The organism is Ectopseudomonas khazarica (genome assembly GCF_004521985.1).
GTDB lineage: Bacteria > Pseudomonadota > Gammaproteobacteria > Pseudomonadales > Pseudomonadaceae > Aquipseudomonas > Aquipseudomonas khazarica.
In genome coordinates this window covers 257,724-279,872 of the sequence record NZ_SBHZ01000001.1, presented here as the reverse complement: position 1 = coordinate 279,872, position 22,149 = coordinate 257,724, and the positions used below count along the sequence as shown (strand labels likewise).

25 protein-coding genes are annotated in these 22,149 nt (G+C 64.9%); 2 read left to right on the top strand and 23 right to left on the bottom strand.

What is annotated here, in order from left to right:
* Positions 1 to 50 precede the first annotated feature (50 nt).
* Together ccmB and ccmA are read right to left on the bottom strand one after the other, a co-directional pair.
* Complete coding sequence (gene ccmB, locus EPK82_RS01185) at positions 51 to 722, bottom strand: heme exporter protein CcmB (RefSeq protein WP_037050495.1); 672 nt, start codon at positions 720 to 722, stop codon at positions 51 to 53.
* Positions 719 to 1,363 carry a cytochrome c biogenesis heme-transporting ATPase CcmA gene (gene ccmA / locus EPK82_RS01180; protein ID WP_134675541.1) on the bottom strand — a complete coding sequence of 215 codons (645 nt, stop codon included), beginning with the start codon at positions 1,361 to 1,363 and terminating at the stop codon, positions 719 to 721. Before ccmA ends, ccmB begins: the two co-directional genes overlap by 4 nt.
* A 159-nt stretch (positions 1,364 to 1,522) precedes the next feature.
* On the opposite strand from ccmA, the gene fliK reads away from it, so the two are divergent.
* Together fliK and EPK82_RS01170 are read left to right on the top strand one after the other, a co-directional pair.
* Complete coding sequence (gene fliK, locus EPK82_RS01175) at positions 1,523 to 3,055, top strand: flagellar hook-length control protein FliK (RefSeq protein ID WP_134675540.1); 1,533 nt, start codon at positions 1,523 to 1,525, stop codon at positions 3,053 to 3,055.
* Positions 3,052 to 3,393, top strand: coding sequence for an EscU/YscU/HrcU family type III secretion system export apparatus switch protein (locus EPK82_RS01170; RefSeq protein ID WP_037050489.1), 342 nt, complete (start codon positions 3,052 to 3,054; stop codon positions 3,391 to 3,393). Before fliK ends, EPK82_RS01170 begins: the two co-directional genes overlap by 4 nt.
* Here the strand turns inward: EPK82_RS01170 and EPK82_RS01165 are convergent.
* From EPK82_RS01165 to fliN, 21 genes are all read right to left on the bottom strand, one after another.
* Positions 3,374 to 3,817, bottom strand: coding sequence for a rhodanese-like domain-containing protein (locus EPK82_RS01165; RefSeq protein WP_134675539.1), 444 nt, complete (start codon positions 3,815 to 3,817; stop codon positions 3,374 to 3,376). The genes EPK82_RS01170 and EPK82_RS01165 overlap by 20 nt on opposite strands.
* 123 nt (positions 3,818 to 3,940) lie before the next feature.
* On the bottom strand, positions 3,941 to 4,363 hold the full coding sequence (locus tag EPK82_RS01160; protein ID WP_134675538.1) for a DUF2802 domain-containing protein: 423 nt from the start codon (positions 4,361 to 4,363) through the stop codon (positions 3,941 to 3,943).
* Positions 4,364 to 4,366: 3 nt separating this feature from the next.
* Complete coding sequence (locus tag EPK82_RS01155) at positions 4,367 to 4,846, bottom strand: chemotaxis protein CheW (protein ID WP_037050483.1); 480 nt, start codon at positions 4,844 to 4,846, stop codon at positions 4,367 to 4,369.
* A 96-nt stretch (positions 4,847 to 4,942) separates the two neighbouring features.
* Entirely contained in the window at positions 4,943 to 5,770 is an 828-nt protein-coding gene (locus EPK82_RS01150) for a CheW domain-containing protein (RefSeq protein ID WP_134675537.1), read from the bottom strand.
* Between the two features lie 86 nt (positions 5,771 to 5,856).
* Complete coding sequence (locus EPK82_RS01145) at positions 5,857 to 6,645, bottom strand: ParA family protein (RefSeq protein ID WP_037050478.1); 789 nt, start codon at positions 6,643 to 6,645, stop codon at positions 5,857 to 5,859.
* 82 nt (positions 6,646 to 6,727) lie between these two features.
* Positions 6,728 to 7,537, bottom strand: a complete 810-nt coding sequence (gene motD, locus EPK82_RS01140) for a flagellar motor protein MotD (RefSeq protein ID WP_037050475.1) — start codon at positions 7,535 to 7,537, stop codon at positions 6,728 to 6,730.
* A gap of 15 nt (positions 7,538 to 7,552) precedes the next feature.
* Entirely contained in the window at positions 7,553 to 8,293 is a 741-nt protein-coding gene (locus tag EPK82_RS01135; protein WP_037050473.1) for a flagellar motor protein, read from the bottom strand.
* Between the two features lie 25 nt (positions 8,294 to 8,318).
* Positions 8,319 to 9,440: a protein-glutamate methylesterase/protein-glutamine glutaminase gene (locus EPK82_RS01130; protein WP_134675536.1), complete on the bottom strand. Its 1,122-nt coding sequence runs from the start codon at positions 9,438 to 9,440 to the stop codon at positions 8,319 to 8,321.
* Positions 9,441 to 9,485: 45 nt separating this feature from the next.
* Positions 9,486 to 11,723, bottom strand: a complete 2,238-nt coding sequence (locus EPK82_RS01125) for a chemotaxis protein CheA (RefSeq protein ID WP_134675535.1) — start codon at positions 11,721 to 11,723, stop codon at positions 9,486 to 9,488.
* Positions 11,724 to 11,735: 12 nt separating this feature from the next.
* On the bottom strand, positions 11,736 to 12,524 hold the full coding sequence (locus EPK82_RS01120; protein WP_037050467.1) for a protein phosphatase CheZ: 789 nt from the start codon (positions 12,522 to 12,524) through the stop codon (positions 11,736 to 11,738).
* 19 nt (positions 12,525 to 12,543) lie between these two features.
* A complete protein-coding gene (locus EPK82_RS01115; protein ID WP_169968482.1) occupies positions 12,544 to 12,918 on the bottom strand; it encodes a chemotaxis response regulator CheY in 375 nt (124 codons plus the stop codon).
* Positions 12,919 to 13,018: 100 nt separating this feature from the next.
* On the bottom strand, positions 13,019 to 13,765 hold the full coding sequence (gene fliA, locus EPK82_RS01110) for an RNA polymerase sigma factor FliA (RefSeq protein ID WP_037050464.1): 747 nt from the start codon (positions 13,763 to 13,765) through the stop codon (positions 13,019 to 13,021).
* Positions 13,762 to 14,592 (bottom strand): flagellar synthesis regulator FleN, encoded by an 831-nt coding sequence (gene fleN / locus EPK82_RS01105; protein ID WP_167494315.1) that lies wholly within the window; start codon positions 14,590 to 14,592, stop codon positions 13,762 to 13,764. The genes fliA and fleN overlap by 4 nt, the downstream gene beginning before the upstream one ends.
* Before the next feature lie 89 nt (positions 14,593 to 14,681).
* The gene (flhF, locus tag EPK82_RS01100; RefSeq protein WP_134675534.1) at positions 14,682 to 15,992 is read right to left on the bottom strand and encodes a flagellar biosynthesis protein FlhF; all 1,311 of its coding nucleotides are present in this window, start codon (positions 15,990 to 15,992) and stop codon (positions 14,682 to 14,684) included.
* Positions 15,993 to 16,003: 11 nt separating this feature from the next.
* The gene (gene flhA / locus EPK82_RS01095) at positions 16,004 to 18,151 is read right to left on the bottom strand and encodes a flagellar biosynthesis protein FlhA (protein ID WP_037050457.1); all 2,148 of its coding nucleotides are present in this window, start codon (positions 18,149 to 18,151) and stop codon (positions 16,004 to 16,006) included.
* A gap of 83 nt (positions 18,152 to 18,234) precedes the next feature.
* Positions 18,235 to 19,371: a flagellar biosynthesis protein FlhB gene (flhB, locus tag EPK82_RS01090; RefSeq protein ID WP_037050454.1), complete on the bottom strand. Its 1,137-nt coding sequence runs from the start codon at positions 19,369 to 19,371 to the stop codon at positions 18,235 to 18,237.
* A 9-nt stretch (positions 19,372 to 19,380) separates the two neighbouring features.
* A complete protein-coding gene (fliR, locus tag EPK82_RS01085; protein WP_037050451.1) occupies positions 19,381 to 20,157 on the bottom strand; it encodes a flagellar biosynthetic protein FliR in 777 nt (258 codons plus the stop codon).
* Positions 20,158 to 20,169: 12 nt separating this feature from the next.
* Positions 20,170 to 20,439, bottom strand: a complete 270-nt coding sequence (gene fliQ / locus EPK82_RS01080; protein WP_037050449.1) for a flagellar biosynthesis protein FliQ — start codon at positions 20,437 to 20,439, stop codon at positions 20,170 to 20,172.
* A gap of 10 nt (positions 20,440 to 20,449) precedes the next feature.
* A complete protein-coding gene (fliP, locus tag EPK82_RS01075) occupies positions 20,450 to 21,235 on the bottom strand; it encodes a flagellar type III secretion system pore protein FliP (RefSeq protein ID WP_037050447.1) in 786 nt (261 codons plus the stop codon).
* The gene (gene fliO, locus EPK82_RS01070) at positions 21,235 to 21,666 is read right to left on the bottom strand and encodes a flagellar biosynthetic protein FliO (protein ID WP_037050445.1); all 432 of its coding nucleotides are present in this window, start codon (positions 21,664 to 21,666) and stop codon (positions 21,235 to 21,237) included. The genes fliP and fliO overlap by 1 nt, the downstream gene beginning before the upstream one ends.
* Position 21,667: 1 nt before the next feature.
* Positions 21,668 to 22,147, bottom strand: coding sequence for a flagellar motor switch protein FliN (gene fliN, locus EPK82_RS01065; RefSeq protein WP_037050443.1), 480 nt, complete (start codon positions 22,145 to 22,147; stop codon positions 21,668 to 21,670).
* Positions 22,148 to 22,149: the final 2 nt, after the last annotated feature.

Sequence of the window (22,149 nt, the reverse complement as noted above, 5' to 3'; positions counted from 1 at the left end):
ATCTGTAACGTGGCCCGGACTGTATCCGGGCTACGCATCACGGTTCGTTCTTATTCGCCGACGCTGATGGTCAGGCCAGCGGCAATTGCAAAAGGTGTCAGCGTCACCGCCAGGGCAGTGAGGCTGGCCAGCCACAACAGGTGGCCGCCAGCCGGCAATCCTTGCAAGGCCGCCTGCAGAGCCCCGCTGCCGAGAATCAGCACCGGGATGTACAGCGGCAGAATCAGCAGCGCCAGCAACAACCCGCCGCGCTTGAGACCTACGGTGAGGGCTGCGCCCACCGCGCCGAGCAGGCTCAGCACCGGCGTGCCGAGCAACAACGACAGCAGCAGGACCGGCAGGCAGCGCCCGGGCAAACCGAGCATCAGGGCCAGCAGGGGCGCCAGCAACACCAGCGCCAGGCCGCTAAACAGCCAGTGTGCCAGCACCTTGGCCAACACCAGAAGAGGCAGGGGGTGCGACGAAAGGACCCACTGCTCCAGCGAGCCGTCCTCGAAATCACTGCGGAACAGCCCGTCCAGCGAGAGCAGCACGGCCAGTAGCGCCGCTACCCAGAGCAGGCCGGGAGAAAGGGTTTGCAACAATTGCGTCTCCGGCCCGACCGCCAGGGGGAACAGGGCGATGACGATGGCGAAGAACACCAACGGGTTGGCCAGGTCGGATGGGCGACGGGCCAGCAGGCGCATCTCGCGGCTGAGCAGTTGCGTGAAGACGTTGCTCATGCGGCGTGCTGCCCCAGATCGAGTTCGCGGTAGGTAGCCGGCTTGTGCGCGAGGCTGTGGTGGGTAGTCAGCACCACCACGCCACCCTGCTCGCAGTGGCGCGCCAGATGCGCCTCCAGTTGCGCCACGCCATGCTTGTCCAGGGCGGTGAACGGCTCGTCGAGCACCCACAGCGGTGGCGTGTCGGGCAGATACAGCCGGGCCAGGGCGACGCGGCGCTGCTGCCCGGCGGACAGGGTGTGGCAGGGCACGTCCTCGAAACCACGCAGGCCTACCGCCTCCAGCGCCTGCCAGATCGCCTCGCGGTCGGCCGCACGATGCAGGGCGCACAGCCAGGCCAGGTTCTCCTCGGCAGTCAGCAGGCCCTTGATACCGGCCGCGTGGCCGATCCACAGCAGGTCATGCGCCAGCTCGCTGCGTTGCTGCGCCAGCGCCCGCCCCTGCAACAGGATGTCGCCCGCCGTCGGCTGCCGCAGGCCGGCCAGCAGGCGCAGCAGGCTGGTCTTGCCGCTGCCGTTGGGGCCGCTGATCTGCAGCATGTCCCCGGCCTGCAGGGCGAAATCCAGATGCTCGAACAACATGCGCCAATCCCGCTCACAGCTGAGCGCTACGGCTTCGAGGAAGGGAACGGTACGGGTCATCGATACCTGGCAGGGTTAAAGTAGGCAGAGTCCAGGCCGCTATACTGACGCGAGCCGGAAGTACGGTGCGGAACGGGGCGGCATTATACATGTCGCATCACTGTCCCCGCAGTCAGCATTTTCGACAGGTTGTTAACAGACTTTCGACCAAGAGCCCAGATGAGCGAAATCAGCAGCCCACGTCCGCTTCCCTCCTCGCCACCGGTGATTCGCAGCACGGTGACGGCCGCTGACCTGGCCGTGCGCCTGCTGCAGCCGCTGGAGGGCATGCTGGCCGCAGGCGAAAGCGCCAAGGCCGAGGTGGTCGCCATCCGTGAGCAGGCGCAGAGCTTCCAGCTGCTGCTCAAGCTGACGCTCGATGGCGGCAAGCAGACCACCCTGCAGGCGGAAAGCCCACGGCCACTGGCGCAGGGCAGCGCGCTGCTGGTGACGGCGCTGTCGGACACCCGCCTGGCCCTGGCGCTGCAGGCCGGCGGCGACAAACCGCTGACCAGCCTGGACCTGCAGCAGCTGCCCCTGGGCACGCTGGTGCAGGGCAAGGTCGTCAGCCGCGACGCGCTGCCGACGCAGAACGCCCAGCCGGTCTATCGCCTGCTGGTGAACCTGCTCAACACACCGCTGGCTGGCAGCCAGCTGGCCCTGGACAGCCCGCTGGAGCTGCCCCTCGGCAGCCTGCTCAGCGCCCAGGTACAGGGCAGCCAGAATCTGGCCTTCCTGCCGCTGAGCGGCCGCCTGGACCAGCTGGTGCTGGGCCAGCAGCTGGCCGCGCAGCAGAACCGCCAGGCGTCCCTGGAAGGCCTGTTCAAAGGCCTGCAGAACCTCAGCGCCGGGGACGACGCCCTGCGCGGCAGCATCGACAAACTGCTCGGCGCCCTCCCCGACAGCAGTCAGCTGAGCACCGCCAAGGGCCTGGCACAGGCACTGGAAAGCAGCGGCGTACTGCTTGAAGCCAAGCTGCTGCAAGGCCAGACCGCCGCCCTGCCCCAGGACCTCAAGGCCAACCTGCTGCGCCTGATCGCCCAGCTCATGCCGCAGCTGCCAGGCGGCGCAGGCGCGCTGGCCGGCCTGCAGAACGCCCTCAACCAGAACCTGCCCACTTTGGCCCGACAGCTGCTTGGCGTGAACGCCACCGGCGGCTCCGCACGGCAGCAGGCGCTGACCTTCCCCCTGCCCTCGCGCCTGCTGCAGAACATGGACGGCGAGGCCGATCTGGAAACCCTGTTGAAACTCGCCGCTGCCGCCGTATCGCGGCTGCAGACGCACCAGCTGTCGAGCCTGGCGCAGACCCAGGTGGACGCCAACGGCAACCTGGTCACCACCTGGCAGCTGGAGCTGCCCATGCGCCACCAGCAGGAGGTGATCCCGTTGCAGGTCAAGTTGCAGCGCGAGGACAGCGGCAAAGCGGAGAAAGCCGAGCAGAAGGACACCCTGTGGAAGGTCGAGCTGGCGTTCGAGCTGGACCACCTCGGCCCGCTGCAGGTACGTGCACAGTTGCTGCGCGGCAGCCTGTCCAGCCAGCTGTGGGCCGAACGCGTCGACACCACCCAGCTGATCAACGCCGAACTTGGCCATCTGCGTGAGCGCCTGCAGGCCGCCGGCCTGGAGGTCGGCGAACTGGCCTGCAGCCAGGGCATGCCGCCACAAGGCCCGAAAACCTCGCTGGAACAACGCTGGGTGGATGAAACCGCATGAGCCGCAAGACACAGCCCGAGCCGCGCCAGGCGATCGCCCTCAACTACGACGGACAGAGCGCCCCCGTGCTCAGCGCCAAAGGCGACGACGAGCTGGCCGAAGCCATACTCGCCATCGCCCGCGAATACGAAGTGCCGATCTACGAGAATGCCGAACTGGTGCGCCTGCTCGCGCGCCTGGAGCTGGGGGACGCCATTCCCGAGACGCTGTATCGCTGCATCGCCGAGATCATCGCCTTCGCCTGGTACCTGCAGGGCAAGACACCCGCAGGCTTCGACCCGGATGCCGAACGCGACGTCACGCCACCGCTGCCCCTGCTCAAGGGGCCGGCGAACTGACCGCCAGGCGCTGGTCGGCGGCCTCCTTGCTGCTGGGCAGGTCGAACAGCTGCCAGACGAAGTAGCCACCACGGAAATAGAACACCCGGGTGTAGCCCCAGCGCACCGCCTGCTCGACGGCCACGGCGCTCTGCGCGCATACCTCGCTGTCGCAGTAGATCACCAGGGGCGTCTCGCGCGGCAGGGATGCCTCGGCGAGGCCGGGAAAACGACCGTGCAGGTCCAGGTGCACGGCGCCCTGCACATGTCCCCAGCCCCACTCGCGCGCCGGGCGTACATCGATGAACAGCGCGCCATGGTCATGCAGGTGCTTGGCCTGCATGACGTTGACGGTGATGGCGCCGGACACCTGCAAAGGCGCTTCCTGGGCCATCAGCGGCTGGCAGAGCAAGCAGCTGGCGAACAGAACGAGCAGACGACGCATGATCATCCCCCTCCGAATGCCGCACGAGAACCTTCTTTCAGCTTAGATGGGATGAAACAGGCGCTAGGACTGATTGGGCAGGCCCGTGGACCTGCTAAGAACGCTGCCGACTATCAGTGACAGCTATTGCGGCTGCCCCGCCCTGGGCTTGTGCAGGCGGCTGATCAGCTCGGCTTCCGCCTTGCTCAGCCCGCAGGACTGGGTCAGGTCGTCGACGCTGGCACCCATGCCGACCAGGCGTGCAGCCTGGGTGAAGGACAGGCTGCTGGGGTCGCGCTGCTCGATCTGACTGACCTTGTCCGGCAGCGGCGCCACCACGCGGCGCAGCTCGTGCAGCTCTTCGCCCATGCGAATGCTGCCGGTCAGGTAGGCATCGAGCCGCTTGCCCAGCTCCTTGATCCGCGCATCACGCAGTGCATCGTGCTTGGCCTGCTCGGCGAGCAGGCGCTGCTGGTTGCGATGCAGGCCGTTGCAGACGATGCCCAGTGCCACGCAGACCAGCGCCAGGAAGGCCAGGGCCGCAGCGAGCATGGCAAACTCGGACATGGCTCAGATGCTCTCCAGCTCCGACCACTCTTCCTCGGACATCAGCTTGTCCAGCTCGACCAGGATCAGCAGCTCGCCGTTCTTGTTGCAGACGCCCTGGATGAACTTGGCCGATTCATCGTTACCGACGTTCGGCGCGGTCTCGATCTCGGACTGACGCAGGTAGACCACTTCGGCCACGCTGTCGACGAGAATGCCGACGACCTGCTTGTCCGCCTCGATGATGACGATACGGGTGTTGTCGGTCACCGGCGCCGACCCCAGGCCGAAGCGCTGGCGGGTATCGATCACGGTCACCACGTTGCCGCGCAGGTTGATGATGCCCAGCACGTAACTCGGTGCACCCGGGACCGGAGCGATCTCGGTGTAGCGCAGGACTTCCTGCACCTGCATCACGTTGATGCCATAGGTCTCGTTGTCCAGGCGAAAGGTCACCCACTGCAGAATCGGATCTTCGGCACCTTGTGCAGAACTTTTCTTCATGTCCCTAGCCTCGTCAGAAACCGCCCAGTGCGGCGTTCGCGGGTCAGCCCGCTTGTCATTCAACTATAGAGCCCGTGACCACGAACTCACCAATTATCAATGCAGTTTTCCACCGTTCAGCCGTTTCGCGCCACCGCTGGCGATCAATTCGGCCAGTGCCGCGACGTCCAGCAGCGCGCACATATGCTCGATCACCGTACCGGCCAGCCATGGCCGCTGGGTGCGCTGGCTGCGCCATTTGACCTCGCTGGGGTCCAGGCGAATCGAGCGGCTGACCTGGTGAACGGCAAGCCCCCACTCGTAGCCCTGCACCGAAATCACGTACTGCAGGCCCTCGCGGAAGTCCTCGCGGTAGCGGTCCGGCATCACCCAGCGCGCGGTGTCCAGCACCTTCAGGTTACCGGCCTGGCTCGGCAGGATACCGAGAAACCAGTCTGGCTGGCCGAACAACGGCGTCAGCTCCTGCCCCTCCAGCGGGTAGATGGAGCCCAGGCAGATCAGCGGCACGGCGAGCGTCAGCCCGGCGACGTCGAACAGCAGGCACTCGAACGGCTCTTCTGCCCAGGCCGGACGACCATCCGCCAGCAGCCCGGCCGGTTGCGCCGCGACCTCCAGATCGAGGTCGAGGGCGGGAGGCGCCTCATCGATGACTGGCGTCTGCACCGGCACCCGCAACGCCACGGGCGGCGCTTCCACCAGCACCGCTGCCTGCACCGGAGCTGGCGCGGGCGCCTCGGCCACGGCAACCACGCTCACGGGTTCGAGCAGACGCGCATCACGCACCTGCTCCTCGAGCACCGCGGCCTCGAATTCATCGAGGCTGACGGACTCTTCCAGCTCGGCAACAGCCTCCTGCAACAGCCCATCGAGATAGGACTGCAGGGCCAACTGGGAACGCGTGGCGGTGGCGAGGTTACGACTCATGACTGGAACCCGAAACGATATCTTTACAGTCTATCGGCTGCAGCCTGCTCCGACTTGAGTGGCGCAGTTCAACACAAGCGTTCATCTCAGGCCACCTGCGCCGCTGGCTGGTGGCTGAGCAGATGCTTGAGCAAGGCACGGTAGGCAATCACGCCACGGCTGCCCGCGTCGAACTGCGACGGGGTGCGCCCGGCCCGGCTGGCATCGCGCAGGCGCGTGTCGACCGGAATGTAGGCTGGCCAGAGGTGCTCGGGATAAGTATTGCGCAGAACGCGCAACGTGCTCATCGATGCCTGGGTACGGCGATCGAACAGGGTCGGCACGATGGTGTAAGGCAACGCCTGCTTGCGCGAACGGTTGATCATGGTCAGCGTGCTGATCATCCGCTCGAGCCCCTTGACCGCGAGGAACTCGGTCTGCACCGGGATCACCAGCTGCTGGCTGGCCGCCAGGGCGTTGACCATCAGCACGCCAAGCAGTGGCGGGCTGTCGATGATCGCGTGGTCGAAATCCTCCCACAGCTGCGCCAGGCTCTTGGCGATCACCAGGCCCAGGCCGCTCTGCCCCGGAGACTGGCGCTCCAGGGTGGCCAGTGCGGTGCTCGACGGCAGCAGCGAGATGTTCTCGTGGCTGGTGCCATGCAGCAGTTGCTTCGGCAGGCCCTGGGGCACGTTGCCCTGATGCAGGAACAGGTCGAAGCAGCTGTGCTCCAGGGTATCCGGGTCATGCCCGAAATAACTGGTCATCGACCCATGCGGGTCGAGGTCGACCACCACCACACGTTTGCCTGCATCGGCCAGGAGGCCTGCCAGGGCGATGGACGTAGTGGTCTTGCCGACACCACCTTTCTGATTGGCTACTGCCCAGACTTTCATTTTCTCTCATCCTCCCGGCACGCAGCGCTCAGGCCGAGAATGGCTGTCACCTGCACGCGGCAGGCGACTGGGATTTGACAGGTCACGATTGCGGAACCCCCGACGCAGACGCCGGTGCAGGTTGCGTGCCAGCGCCGGACTGTCGAGTCGAGGTACTGCCTGCACCGCGACGGGTATCGAGATTGCGCGAAATCACCAGCACCACCCGGCGATTGCGCGCCCTGCCCTCCGCCGAGGCGTTGTCCGCTATCGGCTGAAACTCGCCGTAGCCTACCGCCGCCAGGCGCGAAGGGTCGACACCATCCATGGCCAGCATACGCACGATGCTCGACGCCCGTGCCGACGACAACTCCCAGTTGGTCGGGTACTGAGCGGTCTGGATCGGCAGGTTGTCGGTGAAGCCCTCCACCTTGACCGGGTTCTGATAGGGCGCCAGAATCTTGGCGACCTTCTCGATGATGGAAAACGCCTGGTTGTTCGGGATGGCGTCTCCACTTGGGAACAGCAGACTGGAACTGAGTTCGATCTCGATCCACATCTCGTTGCCCCGCACCGTCAGCTGATCGCTCTGGATCAGCTCGCCGAACACTTCGCGCACGCTCGAGGCGATACTCTGCAGGGTGGAATCGGAGCTGGGATCGTCGTGCGTGGTGTCGTCAGGCTCGCTGGTACGCGGCCTTTCTTCACCCACCGGGATCGGCTTGATCGAACGATCCGGCTGATTGAACACTCCCGTCAGCGACTCGGAGAGAATCTTGTACTTGCCTTCGTTGATCGACGAAATCGAATACATCACCACGAAAAAGGCGAACAGCAGGGTGATGAAGTCGGCGTAAGAGACCAGCCAACGCTCATGATTCTCGTGTTCTTCCTGGTGCCGCCTGCGCGCCATGCTGCCATCCCCCCATCAGTCCATGAAGCCTTGCAGCTTCAGCTCGATGGAACGCGGATTCTCACCCTCGGCGATGGACAGGATGCCCTCGAGCAGCATCTCGCGGTAACGCGACTGGCGCAGCGCGATGGATTTGAGCTTGTTGCCGGCCGGCAACAGCAGCAGGTTGGCAAAACCCACGCCGTAGATGGTGGCGACGAACGCCACGGCAATGCCGCTGCCGAGCATGCTCGGGTCGGCCAGGTTGCCCATCACGTGGATCAGCCCCATCACCGCGCCGATGATGCCGATGGTCGGCGCATAGCCGCCCATGCTCTCGAACACCTTGGCAGCCTGGATGTCGCGTGCTTCCTGGGTGTAGAGGTCGACCTCGAGGATGCTGCGGATCGACTCCGGCTCGGCGCCGTCGACCAGCAGCTGCAGGCCCTTGCGCGCGTACGGGTCAGGCTCGGCGTCGGCGACAGCCTCCAGCCCCAGCAGGCCTTCCTTGCGCGCTACCATGCTCCAGCCGACGACCCGGTTGATGCCGCCAACCAGGTCGATACGCGGCGGAAAGAAGATCCAGCGCACGACGACCATCGAACGCTTGAACACGGTCACCGGCGTCTGCAGGAAAGCAGCGCCCACGGTGCCACCCAGCACGATCAATGCGGCCGGCCCGTTGAGCAGCGCGCCGGCATTGCCGCCTTCGAGGTAGTTGCCGCCGAGTATCGCCACGAACGCCAGAATGACGCCGATGAGGCTCAGTACATCCATTGGCAGGCATCCGCATTAGCGTTGGTCACTGGCAGGCCTCGGTCAGGTGACGACCGATGTCATCCAGGCCATAGACGGCATCGGCCAGGTTGGCCTTCACCACGGCCATGGGCATGCCATAGATCACGCAGCTGGCCTCGTCCTGTGCCCACACCTGGCTGCCGCCCTGCTTGAGCAGGCGCGCGCCCTCGCGGCCGTCCGCGCCCATGCCGGTCAGCACCACCGCCAGCACCTTGTCGCCATAGGACTTGGCGGCGGAACCGAAGGTGATGTCGACACAGGGCTTGTAGTTCAGACGCTCGTCACCCGGGAGGATTTTCACCACGCCGCGCGAATCGACCATCATCTGCTTGCCGCCCGGCGCCAGCAGCGCCAGCCCGGGGCGCAGCACGTCGCCATCCTCGGCTTCCTTGACCTGGATCCGGCACAGCTTGTCCAGACGCTCGGCAAAGGCCTTGGTGAACGCCGCCGGCATGTGCTGGATCAGCACCAGAGGCGCCGGGAAATTGCCTGGCAACTGGGTCAGGACCCGCTGCAGGGCCACCGGGCCGCCGGTCGAGGTGCCGATGGCCACCAGCTTGTAGGCCTTGCGCTTGGGTGCTGCCGAGGCGCTGCTGGACGGCGCTGCGCTGCGCGCAGCCGGGCTGGCCACAGCGGGCCGTGCCGGTGCGGCCGGGCGACTAACCGGCGCTGCCGTCGGACTGGCCGCTGTCGGCGCCGGAGCCACCGCGGCCGAACTGAAACGGCGGTTACTGCGCGCAATGCTGTGCACCTTCTCGCACAGCATCTGCTTGACCTTCTCGGGGTTGCGCGAGATGTCCTCGAAGTTCTTCGGCAGGAAGTCCACGGCACCGGCGTCCAGCGCGTCGAGCGTGACACGGGCGCCCTCGTGGGTGAGCGAGGAGAACATCAGCACCGGCGTCGGGCAGCGCTGCATGATGTTCCTCACCGCGGTGATGCCGTCCATCATCGGCATCTCGTAATCCATGGTGATCACATCGGGCTTGAGCGCCAATGCCTGATCGATGGCTTCACGTCCGTTGGTGGCCGTCCCTCCCACCTGAATACTGGAATCGGCAGACAGAATTTCCGAAACACGCCGGCGGAAGAAGCCGGAATCGTCCACCACCAAGACCTTGACAGTCATAAACACTCCTAGACGGCACGGGCTTCGGCCCGTGCCGCAAAACCATCAGAAACGCCGAGCGTAGCGCTTGAGCATGCTCGGTACGTCGAGAATCAGCGCGATGCGACCGTCGCCGGTGATGGTCGCCCCGGACATGCCCGGAGTGCCCTGCAGCATCTTGCCCAGTGGCTTGATTACCACTTCTTCCTGACCCACCAATTGATCGACGACAAAACCGATGCGCTGGCTGCCCACGGTGAGGATCACCACGTGACCTTCGCGCTGTTCCTCCTGGAAGGCCTGCGGTACCAGCCAACGCTTGAGATAGAACAGTGGCAGCGCCTTGTCACGCACGATCACCACTTCCTGGCCATCGACCACGTTGGTACGCGACAGGTCGAGGTGGAAGATCTCGTTGACGTTGACCAGCGGGAAGGCGAATGCCTGGTTTTCCAGCATCACCATCAGCGTGGGCATGATCGCCAGGGTCAGCGGCACCTTGATGATGATCTTCGAGCCCTGGCCCTTCTGCGAGAACACGTTCACCGTGCCGTTGAGCTGGGTGATCTTGGTCTTGACCACATCCATGCCGACACCACGGCCGGACACGTCGGAAATCTCGGTCTTGGTCGAGAAGCCCGGGGCGAAGATCAGGTTGTAGCATTCGAACTCGTTCAGGCGATCCGCCGCGTCCTTGTCCAGCAGGCCCTTTTCCACGGCCTTGGCGCGCAGCACGTCGGCATCCATGCCCTTGCCGTCGTCGGTGATCGACAGCAGGATGTGATCCCCTTCCTGCTCGGCGGACAGCACCACGCGACCGGCACGGGCCTTGCCGGCCTTCTCGCGCTCCTCCGGCGTTTCCACCCCATGGTCGACGGCGTTGCGCACCAAGTGCACCAGCGGGTCGGCCAGGGCCTCGACGAGGTTCTTGTCGAGGTCGGTCTCTTCGCCCACCAGCTCGAGGTTGATCTCTTTCTTCAGGTTGCGCGCCAGATCGCGGACCAGACGCGGGAAGCGGCCGAACACCTTCTTGATCGGCTGCATGCGGGTCTTCATCACCGAGGTCTGCAGGTCCGCAGTGACCACGTCGAGGTTCGACACCGCCTTGGACATCGCCTCGTCGCCGCTGTTGAGACCCAGGCGCACCAGGCGGTTACGCACCAGCACCAGCTCGCCGACCATGTTCATGATCTCGTCGAGGCGCGCGGTGTCGACGCGTACGGTGGTTTCCGCTTCGCTCGCCGCCGGTGCCTTGTCACCAGCAGGTGCCGGCGCGGCTGCGGCGCGGCCAGCAGCGGGCTCGGCCTTGGCCGGAGCGGCCGGCTTGGCGGGCGCAGCAGGTGCAGCAGCCTTGGCCGCTGCGGCGGGCTTGGCTGCAGGTGCAGCCGGTTTCGCTGCCGGAGCAGGAGCAGCCGGCTCACTCGGCGGCACGAACTTGCCCTTGCCGTGCAACTGATCGAGCAGCGACTCGAACTCGTCGTCGGTGATGTCGTCACCGGCAGGCGCCGGCGGTTCACTGGCAGCGACGGCTGGCGCGGCGGTTTCGGCCGGGCCGGAGAACTGCCCTTTGCCGTGCAGCTGGTCGAGCAACGCCTCGAATTCATCGTCGGTGATGTCGTCACTGGCAGGCGCCGGCGCCGGTGCGGCAGCACTGGCGGTGCTGGCAGGCGTCTCGACCGGGCCACTGAACTGCCCCTTGCCATGCAACTGGTCGAGCAGCGACTCGAACTCGTCGTCGGTGATGTCGTCACTGGCAGGCGCTGCCGCTTCCACGGCCGGGGCATCGCCCAGGGCGTCGAGCAGCTGTTCGAACTCGCTGTCGGTGATGTCACCGGACGCCGCAGCAACCGGCTCAGGCTCCGGCTCGGGTTCCGGCGCGGCTGCCACGACCGGCGCAGGCGCCGGCTCGGCACCAGCCGGTTCAGCCAGGCGCGCCAGCGCGGCCAGCAGTTCCGGCGTGGCAGGCGTCGGCTCGCGGCGCTCGCGCACCTCGCCGAACATGCCGTTGACTGCATCAAGAGCCTCGAGCACCACGTCCATCAGCTCCGAGTCGACGCGACGCTCACCCTTGCGCAGGATGTCGAACACGTTCTCGGCTATGTGGCAGCACTCCACCAGCTCGTTGAGCTGGAGGAAGCCCGCTCCGCCCTTGACGGTATGGAAACCGCGAAAGATGGCGTTGAGCAGGTTCATGTCGTCCGGCCGGCTTTCCAGCTCGACCAACTGCTCGGACAACTGTTCGAGAATCTCGCCGGCCTCTACCAGGAAGTCCTGGAGGATCTCTTCATCGGCGCCGAAGCTCATATTGTGTGCTCCTTAGAACCCTAGGCTGGACAGCAGGTCGTCGACATCGTCCTGACTGGAGGCAACGTCATCACGCTTATCGGCATGAATCTGCGGACCTTCACCCCGCGATGGCTCTTTTATTTTTTCCTGTTCGGCACGCAACGCTTCGTGATCATGCTGAATGCCGGCAAAACGGTCGACCTGGCTGGCCATCAGCATCAGCTTGAGCAGGTTGCCTTCCACCTCGGTCACCAGCTGGGTGACCCGCTTGATCACCTGCCCGGTGAGGTCCTGATAGTCCTGCGCCAGCAGAATGTCGTTGAGGTGATTGGACAGTTTGGCGCCGTCACGCTCGCTGCGCGCGAGGAACAGCTCGACGCGCTTGGCCAGCTCGCGGAACCCTTCGGCGCCCATCTCGCGACGCATGAAACGGCCCCATTCGGCGCTCAGGCTCTGCGCCTCATCGCTCAGGTCATTGACCAGCGGAGCGCTCTGCTCCACCAGGTCCATGGTGCGGTTGGCCGCCCTCTCGGTCTGGGTAACGACGTAGTTCAGGCGTTCGGTCGCATCGGCGATCTGCGACAGCTCCTGCGCATGCGGCATGCGCGGGTCGATCTGAAAGTTGACGATGGCGTTGTGCAACTCACGGGTCAGCTTGCCGACCTCGTGATAGAGCCCGCGATCACGGACCTTGTTGAGTTCGTTGATCAGTTGCACCGCGGCGCCGAAATTGCCTTGTTCGAGGCTATCGACCAGGTCACGGGCGTTGTTTTTCAGGGTCGACTCGAGGTCACCCATCGTGGAGTCATCATGTTCCATAGCACCCTCGCGGCCGACATCAGCCGTTGACTCGCTCGAAGATCTTCTCGATCTTTTCCTTCAGCACCTGGGCGGTGAAGGGTTTGACCACGTAGCCATTCACGCCGGCCTGAGCCGCCTCGATGATCTGGTCGCGCTTGGCTTCGGCGGTCACCATCAGCACCGGCAGGTGCTTGAGACGCTCGTCGGCGCGAACGGCGCGCAGCAAGTCGATACCGGTCATGCCGGGCATGTTCCAGTCGGTCACCAGAAAGTCGAAGCTGCCGCTCTGCAGCATCGGCAGCGCCGACGTGCCGTCATCGGCTTCTGCGGTGTTGGTGAAACCCAAGTCCCGCAAGAGGTTCTTGATGATCCGTCGCATCGTCGAGAAATCGTCAACGATGAGGATTTTCATGTTCTTGTCCAAGTCGACCTCCGTACAGTCCCAAACGTATTGCGCTTGCAACTACGTCCTTTAATCGAGAAACCGCTTCCGCCTGCGAGTACGCCGCTGTTCAGCCTGCGCGCCATTCACTCAGTCGCGAGCGCAGGCGTGCCGCGCACTGACTGTGCAGTTGGCTCACACGTGACTCGCTAACCCCCAGCACTTCACCGATTTCTTTCAAGTTCAGTTCTTCATCGTAATACAGCGCCAGCACGAGACGTTCACGCTCGGGCAAACCGGCGATGGCCTCGGCCAAAGCCGCCTGAAAGCGTTCGTCTTCGAGGTCCCGCGAAGGTTCGAGGTGGGTGTGCCCGGCGTCTTCGTGCAACCCGCCGTGCTCGCCATCCTGCAAGAGGTCGTCGAAGCTGAACAGGCGGCTGCCCAAAGTGTCGCCAAGAATGCCGTAGTAATCCTCCAGACTCAATTGGAGTTCGGCAGCAACCTCGTGATCTTTAGCGTCGCGCCCGGTTCGGGCTTCGACTGCACGAATCGCATCGCTGACCATACGGCTGTTACGGTGCACGGAACGCGGCGCCCAATCGCCCTTGCGTACCTCGTCGAGCATGGCACCGCGAATGCGGATGCCGGCGAAGGTTTCGAAACTGGCACCCTTGCTGGAGTCGTATTTGCGCGAGGCCTCGAGCAGCCCGATCATCCCCGCCTGGATCAGATCATCGACCTGCACGCTGGCTGGCAGGCGTGCCAGCAGGTGGTAGGCGATGCGCTTGACCAGGGAGGCATAGCGCTCGATCAACTGGTGCTGGGAGTCCTGCGCCTGCGCCTTGTTGTACATACGAAGTCCAGAAGCTGCTGTCATACGGCACTGTCAGCCGTCGGTTGCTGCACCAGACGCTCGACGAAGAACTCCAGATGGCCGCGGGGGTTGGCCGGCAACGGCCAGGTGTCGACCTTCTGAGCAATCGCCTTGAACGCCAGGGCGCACTTGGATCGTGGGAACGCCTCATAGACGGCACGCTGTTTCTGCACGGCCTTGCGCACGCACTCGTCGTAGGGCACGGCGCCGACATACTGCAGGGCGACATCAAGAAAACGATCCGTCACCTTGGTCAGCTTAGCAAAGAGATTGCGCCCTTCCTGCGGACTGTGAGCCATGTTGGCCAGGACGCGGAAACGGCTGATGCCATGGTCACGGTTGAGCAGCTTGATCAGGGCGTAGGCATCGGTGATGGAGGTCGGTTCGTCGCACACCACCACGAGGATTTCCTGCGCCGCCCGGACGAAGCTGACCACCGCGTCGCCGATACCGGCGGCGGTGTCGATCACCAGGACATCGAGGTTTTCGCTGATGTCGCTGAATGCCTGGATCAGCCCGGCATGCTGCATCGGCGTGAGGCTGACCATGCTCTGCGTGCCCGACGCGGCCGGCACGATGCGAATGCCGCCCGGCCCCTGCAGCAGCACGTCACGCAGATCGCACTCGCCGGCGATCACATCGGCCAGGGTGCGCTTGGGTGTGAGCCCCAGCAGCACGTCGACGTTGGCCAGCCCCAGGTCGGCGTCCATCAGCATCACCCGCCGACCGAGGTCGGCCAGGGCCATGGACAGATTCACCGACACATTGGTCTTGCCGACGCCACCCTTGCCGCCGGTCACCGCAATCACCTGTACGGGATGCATACCCATGTTCTTTCTACACCTTGTCTAACTTCGACTTGACCATCAGGCCGTTCACTCCCGCGCTCATGCGCGAGAGGGTGCAACATTGTCGCCGTTCAGCCGGCGCGCTGCGCGGGCTGGTGATAGAGCCCGGCGAACAACTGCGCCATGGCGTCCTCACTCGGCTCCTCCGCAGACTGCAGGCCCACTGCGCGGCTGACCAGCTGGTGGCTGCGCGGTACCTGCAGGTCATCCGGAATGCGCGGCCCGTCTGTCACATAGGCTACCGGCAGATGCTGGCCTATAGCCAGACCCAATACCTCGCCCAGGCTCGCAGCCTCGTCCAGCTTGGTCAGTATGCAACCAGAAAGTCCGCAGCGCTTGTAACTATGGTAGGCCGCCTTGAGCACTTGGTTCTGACTCGTTGCCGCCAAAACCAGATAATTCTTCGACTTGATGCGTGGCGACGCCAGGCTCTCCAGCTGCAGGCGCAGTGCCGGATCGTTACCCGGCAGGCCTGCTGTGTCGACCAGCACCACGCGTTTCTTGGCCAGCGGCGTCAGAGCCTGCAGCAGAGACTGACCGGGATCGACCTGGGTCACCGATACGCCAAGGATACGCCCAAGCGTCTTCAGTTGCTCCTGTGCGCCAATACGATAGCTGTCCATGCTCACCAGAGCGACCTGCTGCGCGCCGTACTTAAGCACGTAGCGCGCAGCCAGCTTGGCCAGCGTGGTGGTCTTGCCCATGCCGGCCGGACCGACCAGGGCGATCACCCCACCCTCTTCCAGCGGCTCGACCTTGGGCGTTCTGATCGCGTGAGCCAGGTGGGCCAGCAGCATGCGCCAGGCCTGACGCGGCTCGGCCACACCGGCCACCTTGCTCAGCAGGGCTTGCGACAGCTCGGCCGACAGGCCCATGCGCTGCAGGCGGCGCCAGAGGTTGGCCTGCTGCGGACGACGATTCTGCAGCTGCCCCCAGGCGATGGACCCCAGCTGGACTTCGATCAGCTCACGCAGACCATGCAGCTCGAAGCGCATCGCGTCCAGAGCCCGGGGATCGACCGCAGGTGCAGCGGCGACAGGCGCCTCGAGCGGGCGCTGCGGCTTGACCGGCGTCGCCGGCAGCTCGGGCGCCAGCAGCGACTCGTTGGCGAACAACTGGCGATCCTTGCCGGCATCCTGTTCGGCACGGGTGGTCAGCTCGGCCTGGGCGCTGGCGATGCGCGCCTGGGTCTTGCGCAATTCGGCTTCCAGCGCCGGGTTCGGGCGTGCCGGGGCCGGCGCCTGGTAATCCAGTGCAGCCGTCAGCTCCACACCGCCAGCCACGCGGCGGTTGCCGATGATCGAGGCATCGGCGCCCAGTTCGTCACGCACCAGTTTCATGGCGGTCCGCATATCGGCGGCGAAGAAGCGTTTGACCTGCATGACCCTTTACCTCAGTTCTGGCCAACCGTAGCGACTATGGTGACCTGCTTGTTGTCCGGAATTTCCTGGTACGCCAGCACGTGCATGCTGGGTACCGCCAGCCGCGCGAAGCGCGAGAGCATCGCCCGGATCGGACCGGCCACCAGCAGGATCACCGGTTTGCCGAGCATTTCCTGGCGCTGCGCCGCATCCACCAGGGAACGCTGCAGCTTTTCAGCCATGCCGGGCTCGAGGAGGATGCCATCCTCGCTGCCCTGACCGGCCTTCTGCAGACTGTTCAGCAATATCTGTTCCAACCTTGGCTCCAGGGTGATCACAGGCAGCTCCGGCTCTAGTCCCACAATGCTTTGCACGATTGCGCGGGCCAGCGACACGCGGACTGCGGCGACCATCGCGGCGGGATCTTGACTCTTCGGCGCGACGTTGGCGATCGCCTCGGCGATGGTGCGGATATCGCGTACCGGCACCTGCTCCTGCAGCAGTGCCTGCAACACCTTGAGCAGGGTCGACAGCGACACCAGCCCCGGCACCAGCTCCTCGGCCAGCTTGGGCGAGCTCTTGGCCAGCAACTGCATGAGCTGTTGCACTTCCTCGTGACCGAGCAACTCGTGGGCGTGCTTGTGCAGGATCTGGTTGAGGTGAGTCGCGACCACCGTACTGGCGTCGACCACGGTGTAGCCGAGCGATTGCGCCTGATCACGCTGGCTGGGGTCGATCCATACCGCCTCCAGGCCGAACGCCGGATCCTTGGCGGCGATCCCATTGAGCGGGCCGAACACCTGGCCGGGGTTGATCGCCAGTTCCCGGTCGGGATAGACCTCCGCCTCGGCGACGCTGACGCCCATCAGCGTCAGGCGATAGGCGTTGGGCGCCAGGTCGAGGTTATCGCGGATGTGCACCGAGGGCATGAGAAAGCCCATTTCCTGCGAGAGCTTCTTGCGCACGCCCTTGATCCGCGCCAGCAGTTGGCCGCCCTGGTTGCGATCGACCAGCGGAATCAGGCGATAGCCCACCTCCAGGCCGACCATGTCCACCGGGGTGACGTCATCCCAGCCCAGTTCCTTGACCTCCTGGGCCTTCTGCGCCGGCAGCAGCTCCTGCTGACGCTGGACCTCCTTGACCTCCTCTTCCTTGGCCTTGCGCTGGCGATGGGCGATCCAGTACGCGCCACCGGCGGCGATCAGGCCCAGGCCGATGAAGGAAAAGTGCGGCATGCCCGGCACCAGGCCCATGGCGATCATGATCGCTGCGGCCACGGCCAGCGCACGCGGCGAGGCGAACATCTGCCGGTTGACCTGCGCGCCCATGTCCTCGGAGGTGGACACGCGGGTCACCATCACCGCCGCCGCCGTGGACAGCAACAGGGAAGGAATCTGCGCCACCAGGCCGTCACCGATGGTCAGCAGGGTGTAGACCTTGCCGGCGTCGGAGAAGGCCAGGCTGTGCTGCAGCACGCCGATGGCGATACCGCCGATGAGGTTGATGAACAGGATCAGCAAGCCGGCGATGGCGTCACCGCGGACGAACTTGCTGGCACCGTCCATGGAACCGTAGAAGTCAGCTTCCTGCGCCACTTCGCTGCGGCGCTTCTTGGCCTCGACCTGGTCGATGAGGCCGGCGTTGAGGTCGGCGTCGATGGCCATCTGCTTGCCGGGCATGGCATCCAGGGTGAAACGCGCGCTCACTTCGGAGATGCGCCCGGCACCCTTGGTGACCACCACGAAGTTGATGATCATGAGGATGGCGAACACCACGATACCGACCACGTAGTTGCCGCCGATCACCACCTCGCCGAAGGCCTGGATCACCTGCCCCGCCGCGCCATGCCCCTCGTGACCGTTGAGCAGCACCACGCGCGTGGACGCCACGTTCAGCGCCAGGCGCAGCAGCGTCGCCGCCAGCAGGATGGTGGGGAACACGGCGAAATCCAGCGGTCGCAGGGCGTAGATGCTGACCAGCAGGACGACGATCGACAGGGCGATGCTGAAGGTGAACAGCACATCGAGCAGGAACGCCGGGATCGGCAGCATGACCATGCCGAGCATGACCAGCAGCAACAGCGGAATGCCCAGGTTGCCATGGCGCAAGCCTGCCAGGTTGCTGCGCACTTCACCGATTAACTGTGCTCGATCTACTGCCACGTGCCCTACCCCAACCATTCAATCTTTTGACGCGAGACTGCGTCCTAGAGGGGTAATGGCAAGAAGCGTTCCACAAATGCCGAAGCCGCGTACGACGCCGCTTACGTGTCGCGACGCAGGTCCGGCGGGATGGGCAGATCCGGCAGCGGTCCGGGGCGCTTGCCCTTGCCGGCGCGGTACTGACGCAGCTGGTAGACGTAGGCCAGCACCTGGGCCACCGCCAGGTACAGACCGGCAGGAATCTCCTGGTCCAGCTCGGTGGAGTAGTACACCGCCCGCGCCAGTGCCGGCGACTCCAGCACCATCACCTGGTGCTCCTGGGCGATTTCACGGATCTTCAGCGCCAGGAAGTCGCCACCCTTGGCCAGCAACATCGGCGCCCCACCCTTTTCCGGGTCGTATTTCAGCGCCACCGCGAAGTGGGTCGGGTTGGTGATCACCACGTCGGCCTGCGGCACCGACTGCATCATCCGCCGCTCGGCCATTTCCCGCTGCAACTGGCGGATGCGGCCCTTGACCTCGGGCTTGCCTTCGGTGTCCTTGTATTCGTCACGCACTTCCTGCTTGGTCATCATCAGCTTCTGCTTGTGACTCCAGAGCTGAAACGGCACATCCACCGCCGCGATCAGGATCAGCCCGCAGGACAGCCAGAAAGCGCTCCAGCCGACGACCTTGAGGCTGTGCAGGATCGCCGGCTCGAGCGGCTCGTTGGCAATCGACAGTAGATCGTCCTGGTCGACCGACAACACCAGCAGCGCCACGGCCAGGATCACCAGGAACTTGGCCAGCGCCTTGAGCAGCTCGACCAGCGCCTGCACGGAGAACATACGCTTGAGCCCCGCCAGCGGATTCATCCGGCTGGCCTTGGGCTGCAGGGCCTCGGCAGAGAACAGCCAGCCGCCCAGCGCGATCGGGCCGACCACCGAGGCGATCAGCAAGGCGATGAAGAACGGCTGCACCGCCACCAGGGCGGCCTTGCCGGAGGCCAGCAGGTGCAGGGCCATGCTGCCTTCGTTCATCAGCACGTCGCGCGGCAGGCTGAAGTTGCCGCGCATCACCCCTATCAGGGTGTTGCCCATGTAGGCGCCAAAGCTGATCAGCGCCACGGTGCCGGTGAGCGTCACCGCCAGCGTGTTGAGTTCCTTGGAGCGAGCGATCTGGCCTTTTTTCCGCGACTCCTCGAGCCGCTTGCCTGTGGGTTCCTCGCTCTTGTCGGCGCCGCTTTCGCTTTCAGCCATGCGGACTCCTCATCGCGTTTCGGCGAATTCGCCCAGCTGCTGCAGGGCGTCGCTGGCCAGCGCCTGGAACAGGCTGCCAAAGTCGGAAAGGCTGACCCAGAAGATCACCAGGCCCATGGCCAGGGTCAGCGGGAAACCGATGGAGAAGATGTTCAGCTGCGGCGCGGCGCGGGTCATCACGCCAAAGGCCAGGTTGATCACCAGCAGGGCGGTGACCGCCGGCAGCGTCAGCAGCAGCCCGGCACCGATGACCCAGCCGAGCTTGCCCGCCAGGGTCCAGTAGTGATCGACCATCAGCCCCTGCCCGTAAGGCAAGGTGACGAAGCTCTCGGCCAGCACCTCCAGCGCCACCAGGTGCCCGTTGATCGCCAGGAACAGCAGGGTCACCAGCATCAGCATGAACTGCCCGAGCACCGGCACCGAGACGCCGTTGGTTGGGTCGACCATCGAGGCGAAACCCAGGCCCATCTGCATGGCGATGATCTGCCCCGCGACGATGAAGAGGTGGAAGAACAGCTGCAGGACGAAGCCCAGCATGGCACCGATCAGCACCTGCTCGACGATCAGCAGCAGGCTGCGCAGGCTCAATGCGTCCACCTGCGGCATCGGCGGCAGGGTCGGCACCAGCACCACGCTGATGGCCAGCGCCAGGTACAGGCGCACGCGGGTCGGCACCAGCTGCGTACCGATGATCGGCATCACCATCAGCATCGCCGCGATACGGAACAACGGCAGCAGGAACTGGCCGACCCAGCCGCTGATCTGCGCATTGCTCAACTCCAGCATCGCCCCCTGCCCTCAACCGATCAGGTAGGGAATGTTCTGAATCAGCGTCTGGGTGTACTCCATCAGCTGACTCACCAACCAGGGACCGGCCCAGATCAGGGTGATCAGCATCACCATCAGGCGCGGCAGGAAACTCAGGGTCTGTTCGTTGATCTGCGTGGCCGCCTGGAACATCGCCACGATCAGGCCGACCACCAGGCTCGGCACCACCGCCAGGCCGACGATCAGGACGATCAGCCAGAGCGCTTCGCGAAACAGGTCAACCGCAATCTCGGGGGTCATGTGCGCCTCGCTATAAGGTGCCGAAGCTGGCGGCCAGGGTGCCCATGATCAGCGCCCAGCCATCGACCAGCACGAACAGCATGATCTTGAACGGCAGCGAGATGATCAGCGGCGACAGCATCATCATGCCCATGGCCATGAGGATACTGGCGACCACCATGTCGATGATCAGGAACGGGATGAAGATCATGAAGCCGATCTGGAAGGCCGTCTTCAGCTCGGACGTCACGAAGGCCGGCACCAGGATGGTCAGCGGCACGTCCTCGACACCGGCCAGGTCGGTACGCTTGGACAGGCGCACGAACAGCTCCAGATCGCTCTCGCGGGTCTGCGCCAGCATGAAGTCGCGGATCGGCCCCTCGGCACGCGTCAGCGCCTCCTGGGCGACGATCTCCTCGTTGAGATAGGGCTGCAGGGCGTCGCTGTTGATGCGGTCGAACACCGGCGCCATGATGAACATCGTGAGAAACAGCGCCAACCCCACCAGAATCTGGTTCGAGGGCGTCTGCTGCAGGCCGAGCGCCTGCCGCAGGATGGAGAACACGATGATGATCCGGGTGAAGCTGGTCATCAGCATGACGAACGCCGGGATGAAGCTCAGCGCGGTCATGATCAGCAGGATCTGCAGGCTGACCGAGTACTCCTGCTGGCCGTCCGCGTCCGTGGACAGGGTGATGGCCGGGATCGACAGCGGGCTGCTGCCCTGCTGGATCAGGCTATTGCCCGTGGGCGGATCCTCGGCGAACGCCAGCGAAGTGGCCAGGCTAAGCACCAGCACCAGCAACAGACGCAGCATCAGGATTTATCCTTCTGATCCTTGCCCAGCAGCTCCATCAGGCGCTGGGCGAACTCGGGGGTGGCGGGCTCGGCATCGCCCAGGTGCACCGGCTCCTTGAGCACATGCAGCGGCGCGATGCGCCCGGCGGACAGGCCCAGGAGGATCTGCTCGTTGCCCACCTGCACCAGCACCAGGCGATCGCGCGGCCCGAGCGGCTGGGTCGCCAGCAGCTTGATCACCTGGCCACCACGCGGTGCCAGCTGCTGCACACGGCGCAGCAGCCAGGCCAGCAGGAAGATCAGGCCGATGACCAGCAACAGCCCCAGCAGCAACTGGCCGAGCTGGCCGGCCACATCGCTGCTGGCCATCGGCGTCGCGGCCTTGCCGGCAGGCTCGGCGGCGACAACGACGCCAGGCAGCGCCAACAGCAACGCAAGGATTCGGCTCATGTCAGCGCAGCTTCTTGATGCGTTCGCTGGGGCTGATCACGTCGGTCAGGCGGATGCCGAACTTTTCGTTGACCACGACCACTTCGCCATGGGCGATCAGCGTACCGTTGACCAGCACGTCCAGCGGCTCGCCGGCCAGGCGATCGAGCTCGATCACCGAACCCTGGTTGAGCTGCAGCAGGTTGCGGATGGTGATGTCGGTGTTGCCGACCTCCATGGAGATGGACACCGGAATATCCAGAATCACATCCAGGTTGGGCCCTTCCAGGTTGACCGGCAGGTTGGGCGACGGCGGTGCGCTGCCGAACTCCTCCATCGGCGCACGCGGCGCGGCGGGCTGCGCAGGTTGTGCGGCCTCCTGCCCGGCCAGCATGGCGTCGATGTCGTCCTGCCCGGCGTCTTCACCGGCCTCGGCCAGCGCAGCAGCCCACTCGTCGGCCAGTGCCTGTTCCTCGGGGGAAGTGTTTTCTTCGTCTGCCATCG

Coding starts and splice junctions, on each gene's coding strand:
- ccmB (WP_037050495.1), bottom strand. CDS start 722: ATGAGCAACGTCTTCACGCAACTGCTCAGCCGCGAGATGCGCCTGCTG.
- ccmA (WP_134675541.1), bottom strand. CDS start 1,363: ATGACCCGTACCGTTCCCTTCCTCGAAGCCGTAGCGCTCAGCTGTGAG.
- fliK (WP_134675540.1), top strand. CDS start 1,523: ATGAGCGAAATCAGCAGCCCACGTCCGCTTCCCTCCTCGCCACCGGTG.
- EPK82_RS01170 (WP_037050489.1), top strand. CDS start 3,052: ATGAGCCGCAAGACACAGCCCGAGCCGCGCCAGGCGATCGCCCTCAAC.
- EPK82_RS01165 (WP_134675539.1), bottom strand. CDS start 3,817: ATGCGTCGTCTGCTCGTTCTGTTCGCCAGCTGCTTGCTCTGCCAGCCG.
- EPK82_RS01160 (WP_134675538.1), bottom strand. CDS start 4,363: ATGTCCGAGTTTGCCATGCTCGCTGCGGCCCTGGCCTTCCTGGCGCTG.
- EPK82_RS01155 (WP_037050483.1), bottom strand. CDS start 4,846: ATGAAGAAAAGTTCTGCACAAGGTGCCGAAGATCCGATTCTGCAGTGG.
- EPK82_RS01150 (WP_134675537.1), bottom strand. CDS start 5,770: ATGAGTCGTAACCTCGCCACCGCCACGCGTTCCCAGTTGGCCCTGCAG.
- EPK82_RS01145 (WP_037050478.1), bottom strand. CDS start 6,645: ATGAAAGTCTGGGCAGTAGCCAATCAGAAAGGTGGTGTCGGCAAGACC.
- motD (WP_037050475.1), bottom strand. CDS start 7,537: ATGGCGCGCAGGCGGCACCAGGAAGAACACGAGAATCATGAGCGTTGG.
- EPK82_RS01135 (WP_037050473.1), bottom strand. CDS start 8,293: ATGGATGTACTGAGCCTCATCGGCGTCATTCTGGCGTTCGTGGCGATA.
- EPK82_RS01130 (WP_134675536.1), bottom strand. CDS start 9,440: ATGACTGTCAAGGTCTTGGTGGTGGACGATTCCGGCTTCTTCCGCCGG.
- EPK82_RS01125 (WP_134675535.1), bottom strand. CDS start 11,723: ATGAGCTTCGGCGCCGATGAAGAGATCCTCCAGGACTTCCTGGTAGAG.
- EPK82_RS01120 (WP_037050467.1), bottom strand. CDS start 12,524: ATGGAACATGATGACTCCACGATGGGTGACCTCGAGTCGACCCTGAAA.
- EPK82_RS01115 (WP_169968482.1), bottom strand. CDS start 12,918: ATGAAAATCCTCATCGTTGACGATTTCTCGACGATGCGACGGATCATC.
- fliA (WP_037050464.1), bottom strand. CDS start 13,765: ATGACAGCAGCTTCTGGACTTCGTATGTACAACAAGGCGCAGGCGCAG.
- fleN (WP_167494315.1), bottom strand. CDS start 14,592: ATGGGTATGCATCCCGTACAGGTGATTGCGGTGACCGGCGGCAAGGGT.
- flhF (WP_134675534.1), bottom strand. CDS start 15,992: ATGCAGGTCAAACGCTTCTTCGCCGCCGATATGCGGACCGCCATGAAA.
- flhA (WP_037050457.1), bottom strand. CDS start 18,151: ATGGTTGGGGTAGGGCACGTGGCAGTAGATCGAGCACAGTTAATCGGT.
- flhB (WP_037050454.1), bottom strand. CDS start 19,371: ATGGCTGAAAGCGAAAGCGGCGCCGACAAGAGCGAGGAACCCACAGGC.
- fliR (WP_037050451.1), bottom strand. CDS start 20,157: ATGCTGGAGTTGAGCAATGCGCAGATCAGCGGCTGGGTCGGCCAGTTC.
- fliQ (WP_037050449.1), bottom strand. CDS start 20,439: ATGACCCCCGAGATTGCGGTTGACCTGTTTCGCGAAGCGCTCTGGCTG.
- fliP (WP_037050447.1), bottom strand. CDS start 21,235: ATGCTGCGTCTGTTGCTGGTGCTGGTGCTTAGCCTGGCCACTTCGCTG.
- fliO (WP_037050445.1), bottom strand. CDS start 21,666: ATGAGCCGAATCCTTGCGTTGCTGTTGGCGCTGCCTGGCGTCGTTGTC.
- fliN (WP_037050443.1), bottom strand. CDS start 22,147: ATGGCAGACGAAGAAAACACTTCCCCCGAGGAACAGGCACTGGCCGAC.